General features: G+C 63.1%; 16 protein-coding genes. 13 read left to right on the top strand and 3 right to left on the bottom strand.

Annotation, left to right across the window (positions count from 1 at the left end; translation table 11 throughout):
• Positions 1-34 precede the first annotated feature (34 nt).
• From ACROUL_RS15170 to ACROUL_RS15160, 3 genes are read left to right on the top strand one after another with little or no spacing between them, the layout of a single operon-like run.
• The gene (locus ACROUL_RS15170) at positions 35-1,249 is read left to right on the top strand and encodes a class I SAM-dependent methyltransferase (RefSeq protein WP_431300291.1); all 1,215 of its coding nucleotides are present in this window, start codon (positions 35-37) and stop codon (positions 1,247-1,249) included.
• A 6-nt stretch (positions 1,250-1,255) separates the two neighbouring features.
• Complete coding sequence (locus ACROUL_RS15165; protein ID WP_431300290.1) at positions 1,256-1,696, top strand: TrgA family protein; 441 nt, start codon at positions 1,256-1,258, stop codon at positions 1,694-1,696.
• Positions 1,693-2,694 (top strand): NUDIX domain-containing protein, encoded by a 1,002-nt coding sequence (locus ACROUL_RS15160; protein WP_431300289.1) that lies wholly within the window; start codon positions 1,693-1,695, stop codon positions 2,692-2,694. The genes ACROUL_RS15165 and ACROUL_RS15160 overlap by 4 nt, the downstream gene beginning before the upstream one ends.
• Before the next feature lie 77 nt (positions 2,695-2,771).
• Here ACROUL_RS15160 and ACROUL_RS15155 read toward each other — a convergent pair whose 3' ends face one another.
• The 3 genes from ACROUL_RS15155 to ACROUL_RS15145 all read right to left on the bottom strand — a co-directional run bounded on the left by ACROUL_RS15155 (position 2,772) and on the right by ACROUL_RS15145 (position 6,213).
• Positions 2,772-3,947: a Gfo/Idh/MocA family protein gene (locus tag ACROUL_RS15155; RefSeq protein WP_431300288.1), complete on the bottom strand. Its 1,176-nt coding sequence runs from the start codon at positions 3,945-3,947 to the stop codon at positions 2,772-2,774.
• 74 nt (positions 3,948-4,021) lie between these two features.
• Positions 4,022-5,077: a sugar phosphate isomerase/epimerase family protein gene (locus ACROUL_RS15150; protein WP_431300287.1), complete on the bottom strand. Its 1,056-nt coding sequence runs from the start codon at positions 5,075-5,077 to the stop codon at positions 4,022-4,024.
• Positions 5,074-6,213: a LacI family transcriptional regulator gene (locus tag ACROUL_RS15145; RefSeq protein ID WP_431300286.1), complete on the bottom strand. Its 1,140-nt coding sequence runs from the start codon at positions 6,211-6,213 to the stop codon at positions 5,074-5,076. Before ACROUL_RS15145 ends, ACROUL_RS15150 begins: the two co-directional genes overlap by 4 nt.
• Positions 6,214-6,466: 253 nt before the next feature.
• Here ACROUL_RS15145 and ACROUL_RS15140 point away from each other — a divergent pair, with 253 nt between their 5' ends.
• The 10 genes from ACROUL_RS15140 to ACROUL_RS15095 all read left to right on the top strand — a co-directional run bounded on the left by ACROUL_RS15140 (position 6,467) and on the right by ACROUL_RS15095 (position 18,857).
• Positions 6,467-7,696, top strand: a complete 1,230-nt coding sequence (locus tag ACROUL_RS15140) for an ABC transporter substrate-binding protein (protein WP_431300285.1) — start codon at positions 6,467-6,469, stop codon at positions 7,694-7,696.
• 74 nt (positions 7,697-7,770) lie between these two features.
• Entirely contained in the window at positions 7,771-8,661 is an 891-nt protein-coding gene (locus tag ACROUL_RS15135; protein ID WP_431300284.1) for a carbohydrate ABC transporter permease, read from the top strand.
• A gap of 52 nt (positions 8,662-8,713) precedes the next feature.
• Positions 8,714-9,595, top strand: a complete 882-nt coding sequence (locus ACROUL_RS15130; protein WP_431301319.1) for a carbohydrate ABC transporter permease — start codon at positions 8,714-8,716, stop codon at positions 9,593-9,595.
• Positions 9,596-9,598: 3 nt separating this feature from the next.
• Entirely contained in the window at positions 9,599-10,678 is a 1,080-nt protein-coding gene (locus ACROUL_RS15125; RefSeq protein ID WP_431300283.1) for an ABC transporter ATP-binding protein, read from the top strand.
• A gap of 3 nt (positions 10,679-10,681) precedes the next feature.
• On the top strand, positions 10,682-13,066 hold the full coding sequence (locus ACROUL_RS15120; RefSeq protein ID WP_431300282.1) for a glycosyl hydrolase 2 galactose-binding domain-containing protein: 2,385 nt from the start codon (positions 10,682-10,684) through the stop codon (positions 13,064-13,066).
• Between the two features lie 13 nt (positions 13,067-13,079).
• On the top strand, positions 13,080-13,829 hold the full coding sequence (locus tag ACROUL_RS15115) for a sugar phosphate isomerase/epimerase family protein (RefSeq protein WP_431300281.1): 750 nt from the start codon (positions 13,080-13,082) through the stop codon (positions 13,827-13,829).
• 8 nt (positions 13,830-13,837) lie between these two features.
• Positions 13,838-14,971 carry a Gfo/Idh/MocA family protein gene (locus tag ACROUL_RS15110; RefSeq protein ID WP_431300280.1) on the top strand — a complete coding sequence of 378 codons (1,134 nt, stop codon included), beginning with the start codon at positions 13,838-13,840 and terminating at the stop codon, positions 14,969-14,971.
• Positions 14,972-15,068: 97 nt separating this feature from the next.
• Positions 15,069-16,640 (top strand): glycoside hydrolase family 43 protein, encoded by a 1,572-nt coding sequence (locus ACROUL_RS15105; protein WP_431300279.1) that lies wholly within the window; start codon positions 15,069-15,071, stop codon positions 16,638-16,640.
• Positions 16,641-16,697: 57 nt separating this feature from the next.
• A complete protein-coding gene (locus tag ACROUL_RS15100; protein ID WP_431300278.1) occupies positions 16,698-17,354 on the top strand; it encodes a GntR family transcriptional regulator in 657 nt (218 codons plus the stop codon).
• Between the two features lie 105 nt (positions 17,355-17,459).
• A complete protein-coding gene (locus tag ACROUL_RS15095) occupies positions 17,460-18,857 on the top strand; it encodes an aspartate aminotransferase family protein (protein WP_431300277.1) in 1,398 nt (465 codons plus the stop codon).
• Positions 18,858-18,971: the final 114 nt, after the last annotated feature.

The following is an 18,971-nucleotide window of genomic DNA, read 5'->3' as shown; positions in this document are numbered from 1 at the left end:
TAACCCAAAAGACGAGAACCCTTGGGGAGGGGCGATGGAAGTTTTGACGACGCTGAAGGGCCAGACCGGCCTGCCACGGTATTTCGCCTCGGTTTTCGATGCGGCAAGCCGGATTGGCGAAGGGCGGCTGGACTTTGTCCTGCCGGATGGGCGTCGCTTTCGGGTCGAGGGCCGCGAACCGGGCGTCGTGGCGGAACTGCAAGTGGTCAATCCGGATGTGTTCGCCCGGCTGATCCGCGAGGGCGATCTGGGGTTTTGCGACAGCTACCTTGACGGCTGGTGGACCACGCCAGACCTGCAGGCCTTCCTTGATCTGGTGCAGCGGCCCGGCAACAACCCGGTCAGCGACGGCTTTCCCGGCATGGGGCTGGTGCGGGCATTCGAGAAGTTTCGCTTCTGGCTGCAATCCAATTCGCGCACTCAGGCGAAAAAGAACATCGCGCACCACTACGATCTGGGCAACGATTTCTACCGGCTGTGGCTGGACGAGACGATGACCTATTCCTCGGCGCTGTTCGTGACCGGGCAGGAAAGCCTCGAGGGTGCGCAGCGGTTGAAATACGCCAGCATGGTTGACCAGATGGGCGCGGAACCGGGCGACCACGTGCTTGAAATCGGCTGTGGATGGGGTGGTTTTGCGGAATACGCAGCCAAGGAGCGCGGCCTGAAAGTGACCGGCCTGACGATCAGTCAGGCGCAATATGACTATGCCGTTGACCGGATCGCGCGTGCCGGACTGTCGGACAAGGTGGAAATCAAGTTGCAGGATTACCGCGACGAACGCGGCACCTATGACGGCATCGCGTCCATCGAGATGTTCGAAGCGGTGGGCGAACGGTATTGGCCGGTCTATTTCAACGCGCTGCGCGATTGCCTGAAACCCGGCCGTCACGCCACCCTGCAAATCATCACGATCCCGGATGACCGTTGGCATGTCTACCAGCGTGGTGTTGATTTCATTCAGAAATACATCTTCCCCGGGGGGATGTTGCCGGCACCGTCGGTGTTGCGGGCCGAGGTGGAAAAGGCGGGTTTGCATGTCAAGGGATCGATCGAGTTTGGCGAAAGCTACAGCCTGACGCTTCGCCGCTGGCACCAGACCTTTACAGAACGCTGGTCCGAAGCGCGGCGGCTTGGCTTTGATGACCGGTTCAAGCGGATGTGGGACTTTTACCTCACCTCTTGCGCTGGAGCCTTCCAGGGGGGAAACTGTGACGTGACGCAGATTACGGTCACCCGGCCTAGGTAGGAACGCATGCCCACAGCCGCCAAGCTTGTTGCCGCCGTTTGCTTCGCCATCGTCGGCTGGATTGCCGCAAACGCCTATGTGCCGGTTCTTGGGGCCGGCTACGATGCGGGGCCGTTTCGGGAACTGGTGGCGTTGATCGGTCTGGTGGTCGGCTGGCGGGTGATGGGGCCGGATGCCGGCCAAGGCTACAAGCACGCGATGGGGTCTGGCCTGAAGACGGCAGTGGTGCTGGTGTTCTTTGCGCTGCTGCTGTTTTCAGTGCGCGAGATGGTCATGCAGTCGATGAAGATGCGCTACGACGGACCGACGGAAGCGGTTCTCGACGTGTTCAGCCTGATGCTGGAACGGGCACGCGAAATGATGACCGCCGAGGTGCTTGGCGTGCTGCTTGTCGGCGGGATCATCGCGGGCATCCTGACCGAAAAGGCGAGCAAGCGCTGGTCATGACATCGGTATGGGTGGTTGGCGGGCCTTGCGACGCAAGGCTGCGTCTTGCCGTGCTTGGGCGCGAGGTTGCCGCTGTCGCGGGCGTCGTGACCGGCGATAAGGTGCCCGGTGCCCTACTGCGCGACCTGAGCGACGGCGAAGCGGGTCGTCTGCGCGATTACGCGACGGTCATGGGCGCGATCTGGCGCGACGGGCCGGTCGAAACGACGGCGGGGCAGGCGCAGGCGCGTCTTCTGGACGATTGCCGTGACGTGACGCCAGAGGACGTGGCGCTGGCTGACCACATCATGCGGCTGATCGAAGTGGTCGCGCCCGACCGCCTTGCCAAGCGGCTCGGTTCGTTGCGGGTCGAGGCGGCGAGCAGGGCTCGTGCGCAAGGCAGCGCGGTTCGCGGGCTCCGCGTCGGCACCGGCGAGGTGACCGAGGCGACGCGGCGCATGCCGCACACCGGCTTCTTTGCGGTGGCCGAGGTCGCGCTGTCCTACCGCCGGTTTGACGGCGAAATGAGCGGGCAACTGACGCGGGAAATCTTCGTCGCCGGTGATGCGGTGACGGTTTTGCCCTATGACCCGGTGCGCGACCGTGTCCTCCTGATCGAGCAGATGCGGATGGGCCCCTACGGGCGCGGCGACCCGTTGCCCTGGCAGCTTGAAGCAATTGCCGGACGGATCGATCCGGGCGAGACGCCGGAAGACTGCGCCCGCAGGGAAGCGGTCGAGGAGGCTGGGCTTGCCCTCGGGGCGCTGGAGAAGGTGGCGCAGTATTACCCAAGCCCCGGCGCGCTCAGCGAATACCTGTACTCCTACGTGGCCCTCTGCGACCTGCCAGACGGTGCCGCCGGGGTGTTCGGGGCGGCCGAAGAGTCCGAGGATATTCGCGGACACCTTATGGGGTTTGATGTGTTCATGGCCCTCGTCGCCTCGGGTGAGGTGGCGAATGCGCCACTGCTGCTGACCGCGCTTTGGTTGCAGCGCGAGAGATTGCGCCTGCGCGGCTGAGCGGGCCGCTCTAGCAAGCCACGGCGGGTTTCACACCCTCCGGACCTTTCGTGGGGTATTTGCCAACAGACCAAAGCCTAGAGGTTCAGCCCGACCCATGCCGCGTTGCGGGCCGAGGAACGGACGCAGGCATCGACGAAGGCCACGCCCTCAAGCCCTTCCTTCAGGCCGGGGAAGGTGGTGCCCTCCGGGATCGCGCTGCCGGTCTTGGCGGCGGTGATGGCGCGGGCGGCTTCGGCATAGATGTTGGCAAAGCCTTCCAGATAGCCTTCTGGATGGCCCGGTGGCACACGCGACAAGCGCGCGGCTTCGGGACCGGATCCAGCACCGCCACGGGTGATCAGGCGTTTTGGCTGGCCCAGCGGGGTGAACCACAGGTAGTTTGGGTCCTCCTGCGCCCATTCCAGCCCGCCCTTGGTGCCATATACGCGCAGACGCAGGCAGTTTTCATTGCCGGGCGCAACTTGGCTGCACCAGAGCATACCCTTGGCGCCGCCCTTGAACCGCATCATGACGTGGCCGTTGTCGTCCACTCGGCGCCCGGGAACGAAAGCCGTCAGGTCGGCCGACAGGGCGTCGAGTGTGAGTCCGGTCACGAAATTCGCCAGATTGAACGCATGGGTGCCGATGTCCCCGGTTGAGCCGCCCGCGCCGGACCTTGCCGGGTCGGTGCGCCAGTCCGCCTGCTTCTGGCCAGAGCCTTCAATGGGTTCGGACAGCCAGTCCTGCGCGTATTCCACCTGTACCACGCGCAATTCGCCAAGGTCGCCCGCCGCGACCATCGCCTTTGCCTGCCGGATCATCGGGTAGCCGGTGTAGTTGTGCGTCAGGGCGAACACCACGCCCGAGGCTTCAGCGGCCTTGGCGAGTTTCTTCGCCTCGGGCAGCGTTGCAGTCAGTGGCTTGTCGCAGATCACATGGATGCCGCGTTTCAGGAACTGCATCGCCACCGGCGCATGCATGTGGTTCGGCGTGACGATGGCCACGACGTCGATGCCGTCCTTCTTGCGCGCCTCGCGGCTGGCCATCTCGGCAAAACTTTCGTAGCAGCGCGCCGGATCGAGGCCGAGATCGGCGCCAGATGCTTTCGATTTTTCCGGGCTGGATGAAAAACAGCCCGCAACCAGTTCATATTGGTCGTCTATCCGAGACGCGATGCGATGCACCGCGCCAATGAAGGCGTCACGGCCGCCCCCGACCATTCCAAGCCGAAGGCGGGGTGGGCGGGCGGTATGGGCTGCGTCGATGGGCATTGATCACCTCTTTCGTCTTCATCTGTCGACAAATATCCCGTGGGTGCGGGGGCTGGCCCCCGCCTTGCCCCGGGTCAGTCCAATCCGAGCATCCGGCGGTTGGCGGCGCGGTCGGTGCCGCTGCCGGCGAAATCGTCAAAGGCCTTTTCGGTGACGCGGATGATATGCGCCTGAACGAAGGCCGCACCTTCGCGGGCGCCGTCCTCTGGGTGTTTCAGGCAGCATTCCCATTCCACCACGGCCCAGCCGTCGAAACCGTATTGCGTGAGTTTGGAGAAGATGCCGCCGAAATCCACTTGCCCGTCGCCGGGTGAGCGGAACCGGCCAGCACGGTTCACCCAAGATTGGAAACCGCCGTAGACACCCTGCCGCCCAGTCGGGTTCAGTTCTGCGTCCTTGACGTGGAACATCCTGATTCGGTCATGGTAGATATCGATATGGTCAATGTAATCAAGATGTTGCAGGACATAGTGCGACGGGTCGTAAAGCATGTTGGCGCGCTTGTGGCCCTTTACCCGGTCAAGAAACATCTCAAAGCTGATACCGTCGTGCAGGTCTTCGCCGGGATGGATCTCGTAACAGACGTCGATGCCATTGTCCTCGGCGTGGTTCAGCAAGGGCGTCCAGCGTCGGGCAAGCTCGTCAAAGGCCTCTTCGACCAGCCCTGCCGGGCGCTGCGGCCACGGGTACAGGTAGGGCCAGGCCAGCGCGCCCGAAAACGTCGCATGGGCGGTAAGGCCAAGGTTCTTCGAGGCCGTGATCGCCTTTTTCACCTGATCAACAGCCCACTCCTGCCGGGCCTTGGGGTTGCCGCGCACGGCGGGGGCCGCAAAGCCATCGAAGGCGCTGTCATAGGCGGGGTGGACTGCCACCAGCTGCCCCTGCAGGTGCGTGGAAAGTTCGGTGATCTCGACCCCGGACTCCTTCGCAACGCCTTTCAACTCGTCGCAGTAATTCTTTGACGTTGCTGCCTTTTCCAGATCGAGCAGGCGCCCGTCCCATGACGGCACCTGCACGCCGACATAGCCGCAATCGGCAGCCCAGGCGGTGATGGATTTCCAGCTATTGAACGGTGCGGCATCGCCGGCGAATTGTGCCAGAAACAGCGCGGGCCCTTTCATCGTCTTCATGTCGGTTCTCCAGTTCGGGGTTTGTCACCCCATTCGACCTTGCTTGGTTGTTCCAGCCCCTGCCGCGCTTCCGGCGGACGTTTTTCGATTTCGGCGACAAGCGCGTGGGCCAGAAACTCACCAGCGCGGCCCACATCTTCGCGGATGATGATGGTTTCGCGCCGAAAACGGCGCAGCACCGGGATCGCTTCCTTCGCCACCACGTCGAAGTCGCGACCGAGCACGAGGCCGGCACGTTCGGCCCCGGCGATCGACGACATCGCGGCAGTGGTCGAGCCGACAAGAATTGCGTCAGGTGGGTTTGGCTGCGAAAAGCGGGCCGCCACGGCCTCGTCCACCGCTTCGCCGCCGCTGTCGGAGGTGACCTTGTCGGCCACTTCGAACGGCAGGCCCAAGAGCGCCGCCTCGTCCGAAAAGCCCCAGGTCATGTGACGCGCATAAAGATGCGAGCGGGGCGGGGCGATCAACAGCAGACGCTTGCGACCGCGTTCGGCAAAGCTGCGCACGGCGAGGCGGGCGAAGGCCTCGTTGTCGAAATCGAAATACGGATGGTCGATCCCCATGTCGGTGCGGCCATGCGTGGCAAAGGGCACGTTGCGTTCGCGCAGGTAGCGCACGCGGGGATCGTCGGGCTTGGTCTGGTTCAGGATCACGCCGTCCGCGCTTCCCGTCTCGACGATATACCGGATCGGTTCCATCGGGTCCTGGTCGGGAAAGAACGGCATCACAACCAGATGATAGGGCGAGCCGCGCAGCGCATTGGCGATGGAATAGATCAGCCGCGAGGTGTGGTTCATCACATCGGTCTCGGTCGACAGGACCAGTGCTATGACGTTGGTCTTGCCGGTGCGCAGGCGCACGCCAGCGCGGTTCGGGCGGTAGCCGAGCAGGTTCGCGGTTTCGCGGACCCGGCGCTTGGTCTCTTCGCCGATGTCGGGGGCGTCCTTCAGGGCGCGGCTGACTGTGGCGACCGCCAGGCCGGTGGCGGCCGCGATGGTCTTGAGCGTCGGGCGTTCAGCGTCCGAATCGGGGGGGCTGGAAAGGTGGGGATCGGTGCTCAGCGCCATGGTCCCGCCTTTGCCGAAGCGGGCCTTGCGGCGGAGCGAGACACGGCCACCCCCGGCGATTCGTCGCATGCACGCCATGCTGCGGCCGCAAAAACGGTCATGCCGAGCGGCGCCAGAAAGCCCGTTGCGGCATAAGGTTGAGCGGTGTTTCGGCAGTGCGGCATTTGCGGTTCGGAAGCCCTGAAACGTGACGAATTCGCGATGGATTCAGCCGCCATTCAACTCTTGGCGGGTGACGCCGACAAGCGAAAAGATTCCTTGATCGGTGAAACTATAACGATATAGGAATCATCTATAACGATTTAGAAACCGGGAGGAACGGATGAAACTGACGAAAATGACGGTTGCGCTTTGCGCATCGGTGGCGTTGCCAATGGCGGCACACGCGACCGAACTTGAAGTCACCCATTGGTGGACTTCGGGCGGTGAAGCCGCGGCTGTGGCCGAGCTTGCCAAGGCGTTCGACGCGTCGGGCGACAAGTGGATCGACGGCGCCATCGCTGGCGGCGGAGGTACTGCCCGCCCGATCATGATCAGCCGCATCACCGGTGGCGACCCGATGGGTGCGACTCAGTTCAACCACGGCCAGCAGGCACAGGAACTGGTCGAAGCCGGCCTGATGCTCGACCTGACCGACGTGGCCGAAGCCAACAACTGGAAGGAAGTCATTTACCCACCAAGCCTGCTGGACAGCTGCACCCTCGACGGCAAAATCTACTGCGCGCCGGTCAACATCCACTCGCCGGAATGGCTGTGGCTGTCGAACAAAGTTTACGAAGACCTCGGCATCCCGGTACCGACCAACTGGAACGAGTTCGTTGCAACCGCCCCGCAGGTCGACGCCGCTGGCAAGATCCCGCTGGCGCTTGGCAACCAGCCTTGGCAGTCGAACCTTGCGTTCGGTGCGCTAGTGATCGGCATCGGTGGCCTTGACCTCTGGAAGAAGGTCAACATCGACAAGGACATGGAAGCTGCTGCCGGGCCAGAGATGGCTGCGGTGTTCACGGCCGCAGCCGATGCCCGCAAACTGGCTGCCAAGTCCACTGTGCAAGACTGGAACCAGGCAACCAACCTCGTGATCACCGACGAAGCCGCCGGTCAGATCATGGGCGACTGGGCGCAGGGTGAATTCCAGGTCGCGGGCGAAGTGGCCGGCAAGGATTACACCTGCCTGCCAGGTCTGGGCCTGAACGAGTACATCTCCACCGGCGGCGACGCCTTCTACTTCCCGAAACTGGACGATCCGGAAAAGGAAGCCGCTCAGAAGCGTCTTGCCGCACTGCTCGTCAGCCCCGAAGTGCAGGTGGCCTTCAACCTGAAGAAGGGCTCGTTGCCGATCCGTGGCGACGTCGACCTCGCTGCGGCCAACGACTGCATGAAGAAAGGTCTGGAGATCCTGAAGGGTGGCAACATCGTGCCATCGGGTGATCAGGTCTGGTCGGCGGACGTGCAAAAGCAGAACGAAGACCTGATGGTCGAATTCTGGAAGTCGGACATGGACCCGGTCGCCGCTCAGGCGCAGTGGGTCGAGAACCTGAAGTCGGGCCTCTGATCGCAGGCTGAAACAGGGGGCCGCCCGTCAGACGGGCGGCCCTTTCTGCACTTCGACGGCCAAGGGGGGAATGCATGTCCGGGCAGCCTAAGCGCCTGTTGCGCAATCTGAATGCGAAGATCGCGGCACTACCGATGATCCTGACCACGCTGGTGGTGTTCGTCGGCGGCACGGTCTGGACGGTGGTGTATTCCTTCACCGATTCAAAGCTTTTGCCGCGCCTGCGCTGGGTCGGGCTGGACCAGTACGAGCGGCTCTGGTCGAACAGCCGATGGCTGATCTCGATCGAGAACCTGCTGTTCTACGGTGTCATGTCGCTGATCTTCACCATCGGGATGGGCTTCCTGCTGGCTGTGCTGATGGACCAGAAGATCCGCTTCGAAGACACCTTCCGCACCATCATGCTCTACCCCTTCGCGCTGTCGTTCATCGTGACCGGCCTTGTCTGGCAATGGATCTTGAACCCGCAGTTCGGCGTGCAGGAAATCGTGCGCAGCTGGGGTTGGGAAAGCTTCAACTTCGACCCGCTGAACAACCCCGACACCGTGCTGTACGGGCTTTTGATCGCGGGTCTCTGGCAAGGCACCGGCTTTGTGATGTGCCTGATGCTGGCGGGCCTGCGCGGCATCGACGAGGACATCTGGAAGGCCGCGCGGGTTGACGGAATTCCCACATGGAAGACCTACCTTGTTGTCATCGTGCCGATGATGCGGCCGGTGTTCATCACCACGCTTGTCATCGTCGCCGCCGGGATCATTAGGCTTTACGATCTTGTCGTGGCGCAGACCTCTGGCGGCCCCGGTGGCAATGCCAGTCAGGTCCCGGCGATGTATGTCTACGATTACATGTTCCAGGCGCAGAACCTGGGCCAAGGGTTCGCGGCCTCGACCATGATGCTGCTTTCCGTGCTGATCGTGCTGATCCCCTGGGCTTATCTTGAATTCGGAGGCAAGAAGCATGGCTGAGACGCATCTCGGGGCCGCTTCGCCCGCCCGAACAAACTTGCGCGCCGACGCAATGGCGGGCCCGCGTGGTACCAAACCGCGCCGCCGAGTGTCGGGCCGCAACATCATGCTTTACGGCACCCTCATCGTGGTTAGCCTTTACTACATCCTGCCCCTGTGGGTGATGGTGATGACCTCGCTCAAGGGGATGCCAGAGGTGCGGCTTGGCAACATCTTCGCGCCACCGGTCGAGATTACCTTCCAGCCTTGGGTCAAGGCTTGGGCCGAGGCCTGCACCGGCCTGAACTGCGACGGGCTTTCGCGCGGATTCTGGAATTCCGTCCTCATCACGGTGCCCTCGGTGATCCTGTCGATCCTGGTGGCATCGGTGAACGGCTACGCGCTGGTCAACTGGCGCTTCAAGGGGTCTGACCTGTTCTTCACCATCCTGATCTTCGGGTCGTTCATTCCCTATCAGGTGATGCTTTACCCCATCGTGATCCTGCTGCGTGAAATGGGCATCTACGGCACGCTCTGGGGTCTGGTGCTCGTGCACACCATCTTCGGGATGCCGATCCTGACGCTGCTGTTCCGCAACTACTTCTCCACCATCCCGGAGGAGCTGTTCAAGGCCGCCAGGGTCGACGGGGCCGGGTTCTGGTCAATCTACCTGCAAATCATGCTGCCGATGAGCCTGCCGATCTTCGTGGTGGCGCTGATCCTGCAAGTCACTGGTATCTGGAACGATTTTCTCTTTGGCGTGGTCTTCACCAAGCCCGACCTCTACCCCATGACGGTGCAGTTGAACAACATCGTCAACTCGGTTCAGGGGGTGAAGGAATACAACGTCAACATGGCGGCAACGCTGCTGACGGGGCTTGTCCCGCTGGTCATCTACTTCCTCTCCGGGAAGCTTTTCGTTCGCGGCATCGCCGCCGGTGCCGTGAAGGGCTGAAACATGACGCACTCGATCTCTGTAAAAGACCTGACGCTGAACTTTGGCTCGGTCTCGGTCCTGCAAAGGATGAACCTCGACGTGGCCGAGGGCGAATTCATCGTGCTTCTGGGGCCTTCGGGCTGCGGGAAATCGACCTTGCTCAACTGCCTCGCCGGGCTTCTCGACATCACCGACGGGCAGATCTGGATCAAGGGCAAGAACGTCACCTGGGCCGAACCGTCGGACCGCGGCATCGGCATGGTGTTCCAGTCCTACGCGCTTTATCCGCAGATGACGGTGCGGGGGAACCTGTCCTTCGGGCTGAAGAACGCCAAGATGCCCGCGGCCGAGATCGAGAAACGCGTGGCTCGCGCCGCCGAAATCCTCCAGATCGGCCCGCTTCTTGACCGTAAGCCCGGCGCACTTTCCGGCGGCCAGCGCCAGCGGGTCGCCATCGGCCGGGCATTGGTGCGCGATGTCGACGTGTTCCTCTTCGACGAACCCCTGTCGAACCTTGACGCAAAGCTCCGCAGCGAACTTCGCGTCGAGATCAAGCGTCTGCACGAACGGCTGAAGAACACGATGGTCTACGTCACCCATGACCAGATCGAGGCGCTTACCCTGGCAGACCGCATCGCCGTGATGAAAGGCGGGGTGATCCAGCAACTGGCCGACCCGCAGACGATCTACAACCGCCCGACCAACCTTTTCGTGGCCGGTTTCATCGGCAGCCCCGCGATGAACATGCTTCCTGGCAAGACCATAGACGGCGGCAAGGCGTTCCAGTTCGGCTCGACCCGCATCGACCTGACCGGTTACGATGGCGGCGCGGTCCTCGAACGGGACAATGCCATCCTCGGGGTGCGCCCCGAACACATCACCATCCGAACCGAAGCCGTTCCCGGCCGCACCATTCCGGCCGAGGTCGAAATTGACGAACATCTGGGTGCCGACAGCCTTCTCTGGCTGAAGGCGGAAGGGCGCGAGATGTGCGTCCGTATCCCGGTGGAGGGGCGGCTTCCGTCCGGCACGCAGGTCCACTTGCTGCTCGACATGCCGAAGGCCTCGCTCTTTGACGCAAAGACTGAACAAAGGATCTGAACGATGCTCGATCTGGCGGGTGTCTGGACGCTTTCGGATGAAAGCGGGCAGCACAGCGTTTCCATGGCCCTGCCGGGAGACGGAATCACGGCCCTGCACAGCGCCGGCGTCATCCCCGACCCGTACTGGGGCCGCAACGAATACGATTGCCGCTGGGTCAGCGAGCGCGACTGGGTGGCAAAGCGCAGCTTTGATCACGCGGGCGGTGCCGTCGATCTGGTGATCGAGGGGCTGGATACCGTGGCCGAAGTCCTTCTCAACGGCACCGCTGTCTTGCAAGCCGCCAACGTCCACCGACGCTTCCGTGTCGATGTGACGGGCCATCTGCGGCGCGGCGCGAACAAGATCGAGATCCGGTTTCGCAGCCCGGTTCAGGCGGCCGCCGAAAAGCAGGCCGAAATGCCCTTCCGCATCCCCTATCAGGAAGTGAACGGTCCCATCCCGAACGCCAACATGCTGCGCAAGCAGCAGTGCGATTTCGGCTGGGACTGGAACATAGCGCTCGGTCAGTTCGGCGTGTCGGGCAAGATCGCGCTTGAACCGAGAACCGCCCGGATCGCCGATATCGTCGTCAGCCAGTGCCACCACGACAATGTGGCCGAGGTGGCGCTTGCCATCCACACTGACGGCGTCGACGACGTGACCGCCACGCTTTGCGGCGTTACGCAGGCCGCGGGGGTGGTGAACGGTGTTGCGCGGATGATCCTGACGATAGCCGACCCGGTTCTGTGGTGGCCAGCAGGGCAGGGCGCGCAGGTGTTGCACGACCTGACCGTCACCGGTGGCGGCGCCACCGCCACGCGCCGTATCGGCCTGCGTTCAATGCACCTGCGGTCCGAACCCGATGCGGCCGGCCGCTCCTTCGGGATGGAGGTGAACGGCCGTGCCGTCTTTGCCCGCGGCGCGAACTGGATTCCGGCCGATGCCTTGAACGGGCGGATCACCGTCGAAGGCGTGCGGGGCCTTCTGCAATCGGCCGTCGATGCCAACATGAACATGCTGCGCATCTGGGGCGGCGGGCGGTATGAGCCCGATTGGTTCTACGACCTCTGTGACGAAATGGGCCTGATGGTCTGGCAGGATTTCATGTTCGCCTGCCACCTCTACCCCTCGACGCCCGAGTTTCTGGCCGAGGTCGATGCCGAGGTTCGCGATGTCGTGGCTCGCATCAATCACCATGCCTGCCTTGCGGTCTGGTGCGGCGACAACGAGTTGATCGGCGCGCTAACGTGGTTCCCCGAAAGCCGCAAGGACCGCGACCGCTATCTCGTCAACTACGACCGCCTGAACCGCACGGTTGAAGCGGCACTTTACTCCGTTCTGCCCGGTGCCAACTGGTGGCCGTCCTCGCCCAGCCCCGGCCCTCTGGCCTTTGGCGATGCCTGGCATGACGACAGTTCTGGTGACATGCACTTCTGGAGCGTCTGGCACGAGGGCCGCGACTTCGACCATTACCGCGACGTAAGCCCCCGCTTCTGTTCTGAGTTCGGTTTCCAGTCCTATCCGTCGATGCAGACCATCCGGCGTTTTGCCGACCCGGCTGATTTCAACATCGCCGCCCCGGTGATGGAAAGCCACCAGAAGAACGCCGGCGGCAACGCCCGCATCGCCGAAACCATGTTCCGCTATTTCCGCTTTCCGGTGGATTTCGAAAGCTTCGTCTACCTTTCCCAGGTCCAGCAGGGCGTGGCGATCAAGACCGCCGTCACCCACTGGCGCAGCCTGAAACCGCATTGCCAAGGCACGCTTTACTGGCAGCTGAATGACACCTGGCCCGTGTGCAGTTGGGCCAGCCTTGATCACGGCGGCAACTGGAAGCTTCTGCACCATATGGCCCGCCGCTTTTACGCGCCGGTTCTGGTGACGGCAGTGCCCGTCGATGGTTCGATCGAACTGCGCGCGGTAAATGATACCCCCGACGCCGTGACGCTTGAGGTGACGGTGAACGCCATCGCAATGTCCGGCAAGATCCGCCCGCTTGGGCAGCACCGGGCAGCGGTCTTGCCCGACAGCGCGGTGGTGGTGGCGACGCTTCCTGCAGGAACGCTGGCCGAGGATGAAATCCTCGCCTTCCTCTGGGGCCCGCCCGGGGCGCCTGATCAGGGCGACATCCACGCGCCGAAACCGTGGAAAGCCTACGATCTGCCGCCCACCAAGCTGACCCATACCGTCAAACCGTCCGGCACCGGCTGGCAGATCACGGTCGAAACCGACGCCCCCGCGTTTTTCGTGGCGCTGGAGGCAGACCAACCCGGTCGCTTCTCGAACAACGCCTTCGCGCTTTTCCCCGGCTACCCGGCCACAGTGACGTATACCCCCGACACCCCCGGCGCCGCGCCGCGCTTCACACTTCGCGACCTTCGCGCCGCGACCTACGGACAGACCTGAAAGGACCAAGGACATGCCGTCTTATCAACTCTACTCGTCGCGGAACTTCCCACCGCTCTCCGACACGCTGACCATGCTGGCTGGCCTCGGCTATCAGGATGTCGAAGGCTTTGGTGGACTTTATGCAGACGATGCCAAGCTGGCCGACCTCGCCGCCGGGTTGAAGGCGACCGGGCTGAAGATGCCAACCGCGCATTTCGGCCTTGATATGCTGGAGGGCAACTCGGATCAGGCGCTGAAGATTGCGCGCACGCTTGGCATCAAGCACATCTATTGCCCCTACCTGATGCCCGACCAGCGCCCGACTGATGGCCCCGGCTGGCGCGCCTTCGGTGCAAGGCTGGAAGCGGCGGGTCGGCCCTACAAGGCGGCCGGCATCGGCTTTGGCTGGCACAACCACGACTTCGAGTTCAAGGCGACCCCGGATGGCGCCATCCCGCAGGCCGAAATCCTTGCGGGCGGCCCATCGCTGGAATGGGAGATTGACGTCGCTTGGGTGATCCGTGGCGGTGCTGACCCCGTGCAGTGGATTCGCCGCTACGGCCCGCGCATCACGGCGGCGCATGTGAAGGATATCGCACCTGCTGGCGAGAACACCGATGAGGACGGCTGGGCCGATGTCGGCCACGGCACCGTCAACTGGGCCAGCCTGATGGCCGCCTTGCGCGCCGTCGGCTGCAAGCATTTCGTTATGGAACATGACAACCCGTCAGACCACGCCCGCTTTGCCAAGCGGTCGATTCTGGCCCTGCGGACGAATTGAGGGACATGATGGCAAACCTTGGTATCGGCATCATCGGATGCGGCAACATCTCCACCTCCTACCTGCGCCTCGCGCCCTTGTTCAAAGGGCTGGAAGTGCGGTCGGTGGCCGACGTGAACATGGACGCGGCAAAGGCCCGCGCTACAGAGTTCAACACAAAGGCGCAGTCCGTCGATGACCTTCTGGCGAACCCGGCGGTGGATGTGGTCATCAACCTGACCATCCCCGACGCGCATTACGCTGTTTCGAAACGCATCCTCGAAGCGGGCAAGCATGCCTATTCCGAAAAGCCACTGGTCCTGACACTGGAAGAGGGCGAAACGCTGCGCTCGCTTGCCAGATCAAAGGGCCTGTCGGTTGGCTGCGCGCCCGACACGTTCCTTGGCGGCGCGCACCAGCAGGCCCGCGCCCTGATCGACGAGGGGCGCATCGGCACCATCACCACGGCCGTTGCGGGCGTGCAGAACCACGGGCCGGAAGGCTGGCATCCGAACCCGGATTTCTTCTTCCTTCCCGGTGCCGGGCCGATGCTGGACCTCGGCCCCTACTACATTGCCAACCTGATCAACTTCCTCGGCCCGGTAAAGCGTGTGGGCGCGATCACCTCATCTGCCACGCCAACCCGCACCATCGGGTCGGGCGAACGGGCAGGCCAGCAGATCACCGTCAAGACGCCAACGAATATCCACGCTCTTCTGGAATTCCATTCCGGCGCGACGGTCAACCTGACCACCAGCTGGGATGTCTGGCACCACCGCCGCAACCACTTCGAGTTCTATGGGACGGAAGGCACGCTTTATGTCCCCGACCCGAACTTTTTCGGCGGTACGGTTGAGGTCGCGGGGCGCGACGGCACGGTGACCGCCGTCGAACCCTGGGACCACCCCTTCGGCGTTCCGAACCAGGAGCATCCCAAGCACGGCGCGCTGGCGAACTATCGCACCGCCGGCCTTGCCGACATGGTGGCCGCCCTGCAAAGCGGGCGTGACGCGCGCTGCTCGCTGGACCGTACGCTGCACGGGGTCGAGGTGATGACCGCCTGCCTGAAATCGGGCGAGACGGGCGAATTCGTCACCCTGACCACCACCTGCACTCGCCCCGCCGCCCTCTCGCCCGACGAGGCGCGCGCGCTTCTGGTCTGAATACAAGCCCGCCCCGGCCCACTCCCTGCCGGCGGCGGGCAACACGGGCGGGCTGACATCGTTCAGCCCGCCCGTTCCATTTCCCTTTGAGGACGCCATGCTAGAAAACCCGGTCATCCGCGGCTTCAACGCCGACCCGTCGTTCTGCCGCGTGGGCGAGGACTATTACATCGCGACCTCGACCTTCGAATGGTATCCGGGCGTGCAGATCCACCACTCCCGCGATCTGGTGAATTGGACGCTGGTTTCCCGCCCGCTCAACCGCGCCTCGCAGCTTGACATGCGCGGCAACCCCGACAGTTGCGGGATCTGGGCACCCTGCCTGTCACACGCTGACGGCAAGTTCTGGCTGGTCTACACCGACGTGAAACGTCTGGATGGCGCGTTCAAGGATGCGCACAACTACATCGTCACCTGCGAGACCATAGACGGCGACTGGTCCGATCCCAGCTACGTCACATCCTCGGGGTTCGACCCCTCGCTTTTCCACGACACCGATGGGCGCAAATACTTCCTCAACATGCGCTGGAACCACCGGGGCAAGGGCACCGGCCTGAACCCGGCGAACGATCTTTTCGACGGGATCGAATTGCAGGAATGGCACCCCGAACGCGGCCTTCTGGGCGAGGTGACCACGATCTACACCGGCACCGACCTTGGTCTGACCGAAGCGCCGCATCTTTTTCGTCGGGGCGATTATTACTATCTGACGACCGCAGAAGGCGGCACCGGTTACGACCACGCGGTCACACTTGCCAGATCATTTGCCATACGCGGGCCATACGAAACGCACCCCGAAAAACACGTCATCACGGCGCGGTTTTCGCCCGACAATCCGATCCAGCGGATGGGCCACGGCCAATACGTCGAAGGCCATGATGGGAGGCACTGGCACAGCTATCTATGTGGTCGCCCGCAGCAGGGGCCGCTCGGGCTTTTCTGCGCCACGGGCCGCGAAACAGGCCTTGCCGAAATGGTCTGGCGCGACGGTTGGCTCTGGCTGAAAGACAATGGCCAACTGCCCCCCACGACTATCGACCTGCCCGCCAGCCGCGGACCAGCTATCCCTGTGGAACACGATTTCACTGGCCCGACCCTCCCGCCGGAATTCCAGTGGCTGCGTACCCCGCACCCCGAACGCCTGTTCACCCTGACCGGCAGCGCCCTGCGCCTGACGGGCCGCGAAAGCCTTGGATCGTGGTTCGAACAATCGCTTGTCGCCCGCCGGCAAGAGGAACCAGCCTATGAGGCCGAGGCCGATTTCATCGCTGATCCGCCGAACTGGCAACGCGCGGCGGGCCTCATAACCTATTATAATCGCCACAAATTTCACGCAGCCCTCATCACACGCGAAGCCGGGGCGCGCGTGGTTTCTCTGGTGTCCTGCCAAGGGGATTGGCCCGGTGAGGCGCTGACGTTTCACGGCCATTTCCCGGTGACAGAAGGCTTGGTGACCATCGGTGTCACCGTCGACCGCGCCAGCCAACGCTTTACCGTGAACGGCCAAGCCGTCGGTCCAACTCTCGATGCTTCCGTCATCTCCGACGAAGGCGGCAGGGGGGAACACGCTTCGTTCACCGGCGCTTTCGTCGGCGTGGTGGCGCATGATCTGACCGGGCAGGGATGGAGCGCGGACGTGACGCGGTTCCGTTACGCTGACCGGATTTGATCACATCTTGATTGCCAGACGGATGCCGTCATAAAGGGCCTAGCAAGAGGAGCCTCGATGGACGCCGACAACCGAAAGATACCAAGTCACGAAGTGACCTATGCACGCCTGCGTGACATGGTGCTGTTCGGCCATCTGGAGCCGGGACAACCCGTTACAATTCAAGGGCTTGTGGCTGACCTCGGTGCCGGAATGACACCGGTGCGCGAGGCGATCCGCCGTCTTATGGCCGAAGGCGCGCTTCTGCCGCAAGGCAACCGCCGTGTCGCTGTGCCGCAGCTATCGGCAGACATGCTGGATCAGGTCGCCTTCGCACGGTTGGCGATCGAACCGAAGCTGGCTGAACTTGCCGCGCCTCGCCTCACCGGAGACCGGATCGACCAGCTTGAGGCTATTGACGGAGCAGTGAACCGCGCCATCGACGCAGGCAAACTGTCGGATTACCTGACCGCAAACCACGCCTTCCACTTCGTCCTTTACGAGGTCGCCGATGCGCCTGTGCTTTATGACATGGCGCGTTCGCTCTGGCTGCGGGCGGGCCCGTCGCTGCGCGCCGTGATCGCGCGCTACGGTCGCGAGGTGGCGCCAGACCTCCACCGCGAGGCGCTGGTCGCGATGCGGAAAGGCGATGCCAAGGCGCTTTCAGCCGCAATCGAACGCGACATCCAGCAGGGCGTTGATCACGTCCGTCAGGCACTTTCCGAAGCGGCGTGATCCGCTTTTCATAATTTGATCAAATTTCTTGAACGCCGCTTCGTTTGATCATATTCTGCCCCAAAGCCGGGCAAGGACGCCCCGCCGATTCCTGAAGGGGCCGCCATGAACAAGATCACCAACCACATGCCCACCGCCGAACTGCAGGCGCTCGACGCGGCCCACCACATGCACCCGTTCACCGAGAACGCCGCCCTTGCCAAGAAGGGCGTGCGGATCATGAAGTCCGCCAAGGGGGTCTGGTTGACGGACACCGAAGGCCACAAGATCATCGACGGCATGGCCGGCCTGTGGTGCGTCAACATCGGTTATGGCCGCAAGGAACTGGCCGAGGTCGCAGCGCGTCAGATGGAGGAGTTGGCCTATTACAACACGTTCTTCCAGACCAGCCACGTGCCGGCCATCGCGCTTGCCGCCAAGATCGCCGAAGTCGCGCCGAAGGGGATGAACCACGTCTTCTTCGCGGGCTCGGGGTCCGAGGCAAACGACACGAACATCCGCATGGTGCGGCGCTATTGGGACATCAAGGGCCAGCCGGAAAAGCGGATCATCATCGCGCGGAAGAACGGCTACCACGGCTCGACCATGGGCGGCGGCAGCCTTGGCGGCATGTCGGGCATCCACAAGCATGGCGGGATGATCGCGGGGATTGTTCACATCGGCCAGCCGGACTGGTGGTCCGAGGGTGGTGACCACACGCCCGAGGATTTCGGGCTGGCACGGGCGCAAGAGCTTGAGGCGATGATCCAGCAACTGGGCGTGGAAAACGTCGCGGCCTTCATCGGCGAGCCGATCCAGGGGGCGGGCGGCGTGATCGTGCCGCCGTCGACTTACTGGCCGGAGATCCAGCGGATCTGCGACAAGTACGGCATCCTTCTGATCGCAGACGAGGTAATCACCGGGTTCGGGCGGACCGGCAACTGGTTCGGCTGCGAGACGTTCAATATCCGACCGCATATCATGACGATCGCGAAGGGGCTGTCGTCGGGGTACCAGCCGATCGGCGGGTCGATCGTGTGCGACGAGGTGGCCGAGGTGATCGGCAGCCACGGCGACTTCAACCACGGCTACACCTATTCGGGGCATCCGGTGGCGGCGGCGGTGGCCTTGGAGAATCTTCGGATCATCCAGGAAGAGGGCATCATCGAGCATGTCCGCACCGTGGCGCACCCCTACCTGAAGCAGAAGTGGGACGCGCTGACCGAGCATCCGATGGTGGGCGAGGCGAAGCTGGTGGGGCTGATGGGGTCGATTGCGCTGACCCCGAACAAGGCCACGCGGGCTGCTTTCGCCAGCGAGGCGGGGACTGTCGGCTATCGCTGTCGGGAGCGTTGCTTTGCCAACAATCTGATCATGCGGCATGTGGGGGATCGGATGATCATCTCGCCGCCGCTGGTGATCACGCCGGAGGAGATCGACATCCTGATCGAGCGGGCGAAGAAGAGCCTAGACGAGTGCTATGAGGGGCTGAAGCGGGATGGGATGTTCGTCGCGCGGGCTTGATGTCCCACGGTGGGACATTTTTGGGAGCCAACAAAAACAATGGCTTAAGGGCAGAGTTTACGATATGTTAGGAAATGGGCGGACCTGAGGGGCCGCCCCTTTTCATTCTGGCAC

Origin of the sequence: Tabrizicola sp. BL-A-41-H6 (assembly GCF_050632395.1) — a bacterium.
Lineage (GTDB): Bacteria > Pseudomonadota > Alphaproteobacteria > Rhodobacterales > Rhodobacteraceae > JAUYQR01.
The sequence above is the reverse complement of the archived record's forward strand: the minus strand, read 5'-3'. Positions and strand labels throughout refer to the sequence as shown.

Excerpts from the sequence above, each read along its gene's own strand:
- ACROUL_RS15170 (WP_431300291.1), top strand. The coding sequence starts at position 35 with ATGGAAGTTTTGACGACGCTGAAGGGCCAGACCGGCCTGCCACGGTAT.
- ACROUL_RS15165 (WP_431300290.1), top strand. The coding sequence starts at position 1,256 with ATGCCCACAGCCGCCAAGCTTGTTGCCGCCGTTTGCTTCGCCATCGTC.
- ACROUL_RS15160 (WP_431300289.1), top strand. The coding sequence starts at position 1,693 with ATGACATCGGTATGGGTGGTTGGCGGGCCTTGCGACGCAAGGCTGCGT.
- ACROUL_RS15155 (WP_431300288.1), bottom strand. The coding sequence starts at position 3,947 with ATGCCCATCGACGCAGCCCATACCGCCCGCCCACCCCGCCTTCGGCTT.
- ACROUL_RS15150 (WP_431300287.1), bottom strand. The coding sequence starts at position 5,077 with ATGAAGACGATGAAAGGGCCCGCGCTGTTTCTGGCACAATTCGCCGGC.
- ACROUL_RS15145 (WP_431300286.1), bottom strand. The coding sequence starts at position 6,213 with ATGCGACGAATCGCCGGGGGTGGCCGTGTCTCGCTCCGCCGCAAGGCC.
- ACROUL_RS15140 (WP_431300285.1), top strand. The coding sequence starts at position 6,467 with ATGAAACTGACGAAAATGACGGTTGCGCTTTGCGCATCGGTGGCGTTG.
- ACROUL_RS15135 (WP_431300284.1), top strand. The coding sequence starts at position 7,771 with ATGTCCGGGCAGCCTAAGCGCCTGTTGCGCAATCTGAATGCGAAGATC.
- ACROUL_RS15130 (WP_431301319.1), top strand. The coding sequence starts at position 8,714 with ATGGCGGGCCCGCGTGGTACCAAACCGCGCCGCCGAGTGTCGGGCCGC.
- ACROUL_RS15125 (WP_431300283.1), top strand. The coding sequence starts at position 9,599 with ATGACGCACTCGATCTCTGTAAAAGACCTGACGCTGAACTTTGGCTCG.
- ACROUL_RS15120 (WP_431300282.1), top strand. The coding sequence starts at position 10,682 with ATGCTCGATCTGGCGGGTGTCTGGACGCTTTCGGATGAAAGCGGGCAG.
- ACROUL_RS15115 (WP_431300281.1), top strand. The coding sequence starts at position 13,080 with ATGCCGTCTTATCAACTCTACTCGTCGCGGAACTTCCCACCGCTCTCC.
- ACROUL_RS15110 (WP_431300280.1), top strand. The coding sequence starts at position 13,838 with ATGGCAAACCTTGGTATCGGCATCATCGGATGCGGCAACATCTCCACC.
- ACROUL_RS15105 (WP_431300279.1), top strand. The coding sequence starts at position 15,069 with ATGCTAGAAAACCCGGTCATCCGCGGCTTCAACGCCGACCCGTCGTTC.
- ACROUL_RS15100 (WP_431300278.1), top strand. The coding sequence starts at position 16,698 with ATGGACGCCGACAACCGAAAGATACCAAGTCACGAAGTGACCTATGCA.
- ACROUL_RS15095 (WP_431300277.1), top strand. The coding sequence starts at position 17,460 with ATGAACAAGATCACCAACCACATGCCCACCGCCGAACTGCAGGCGCTC.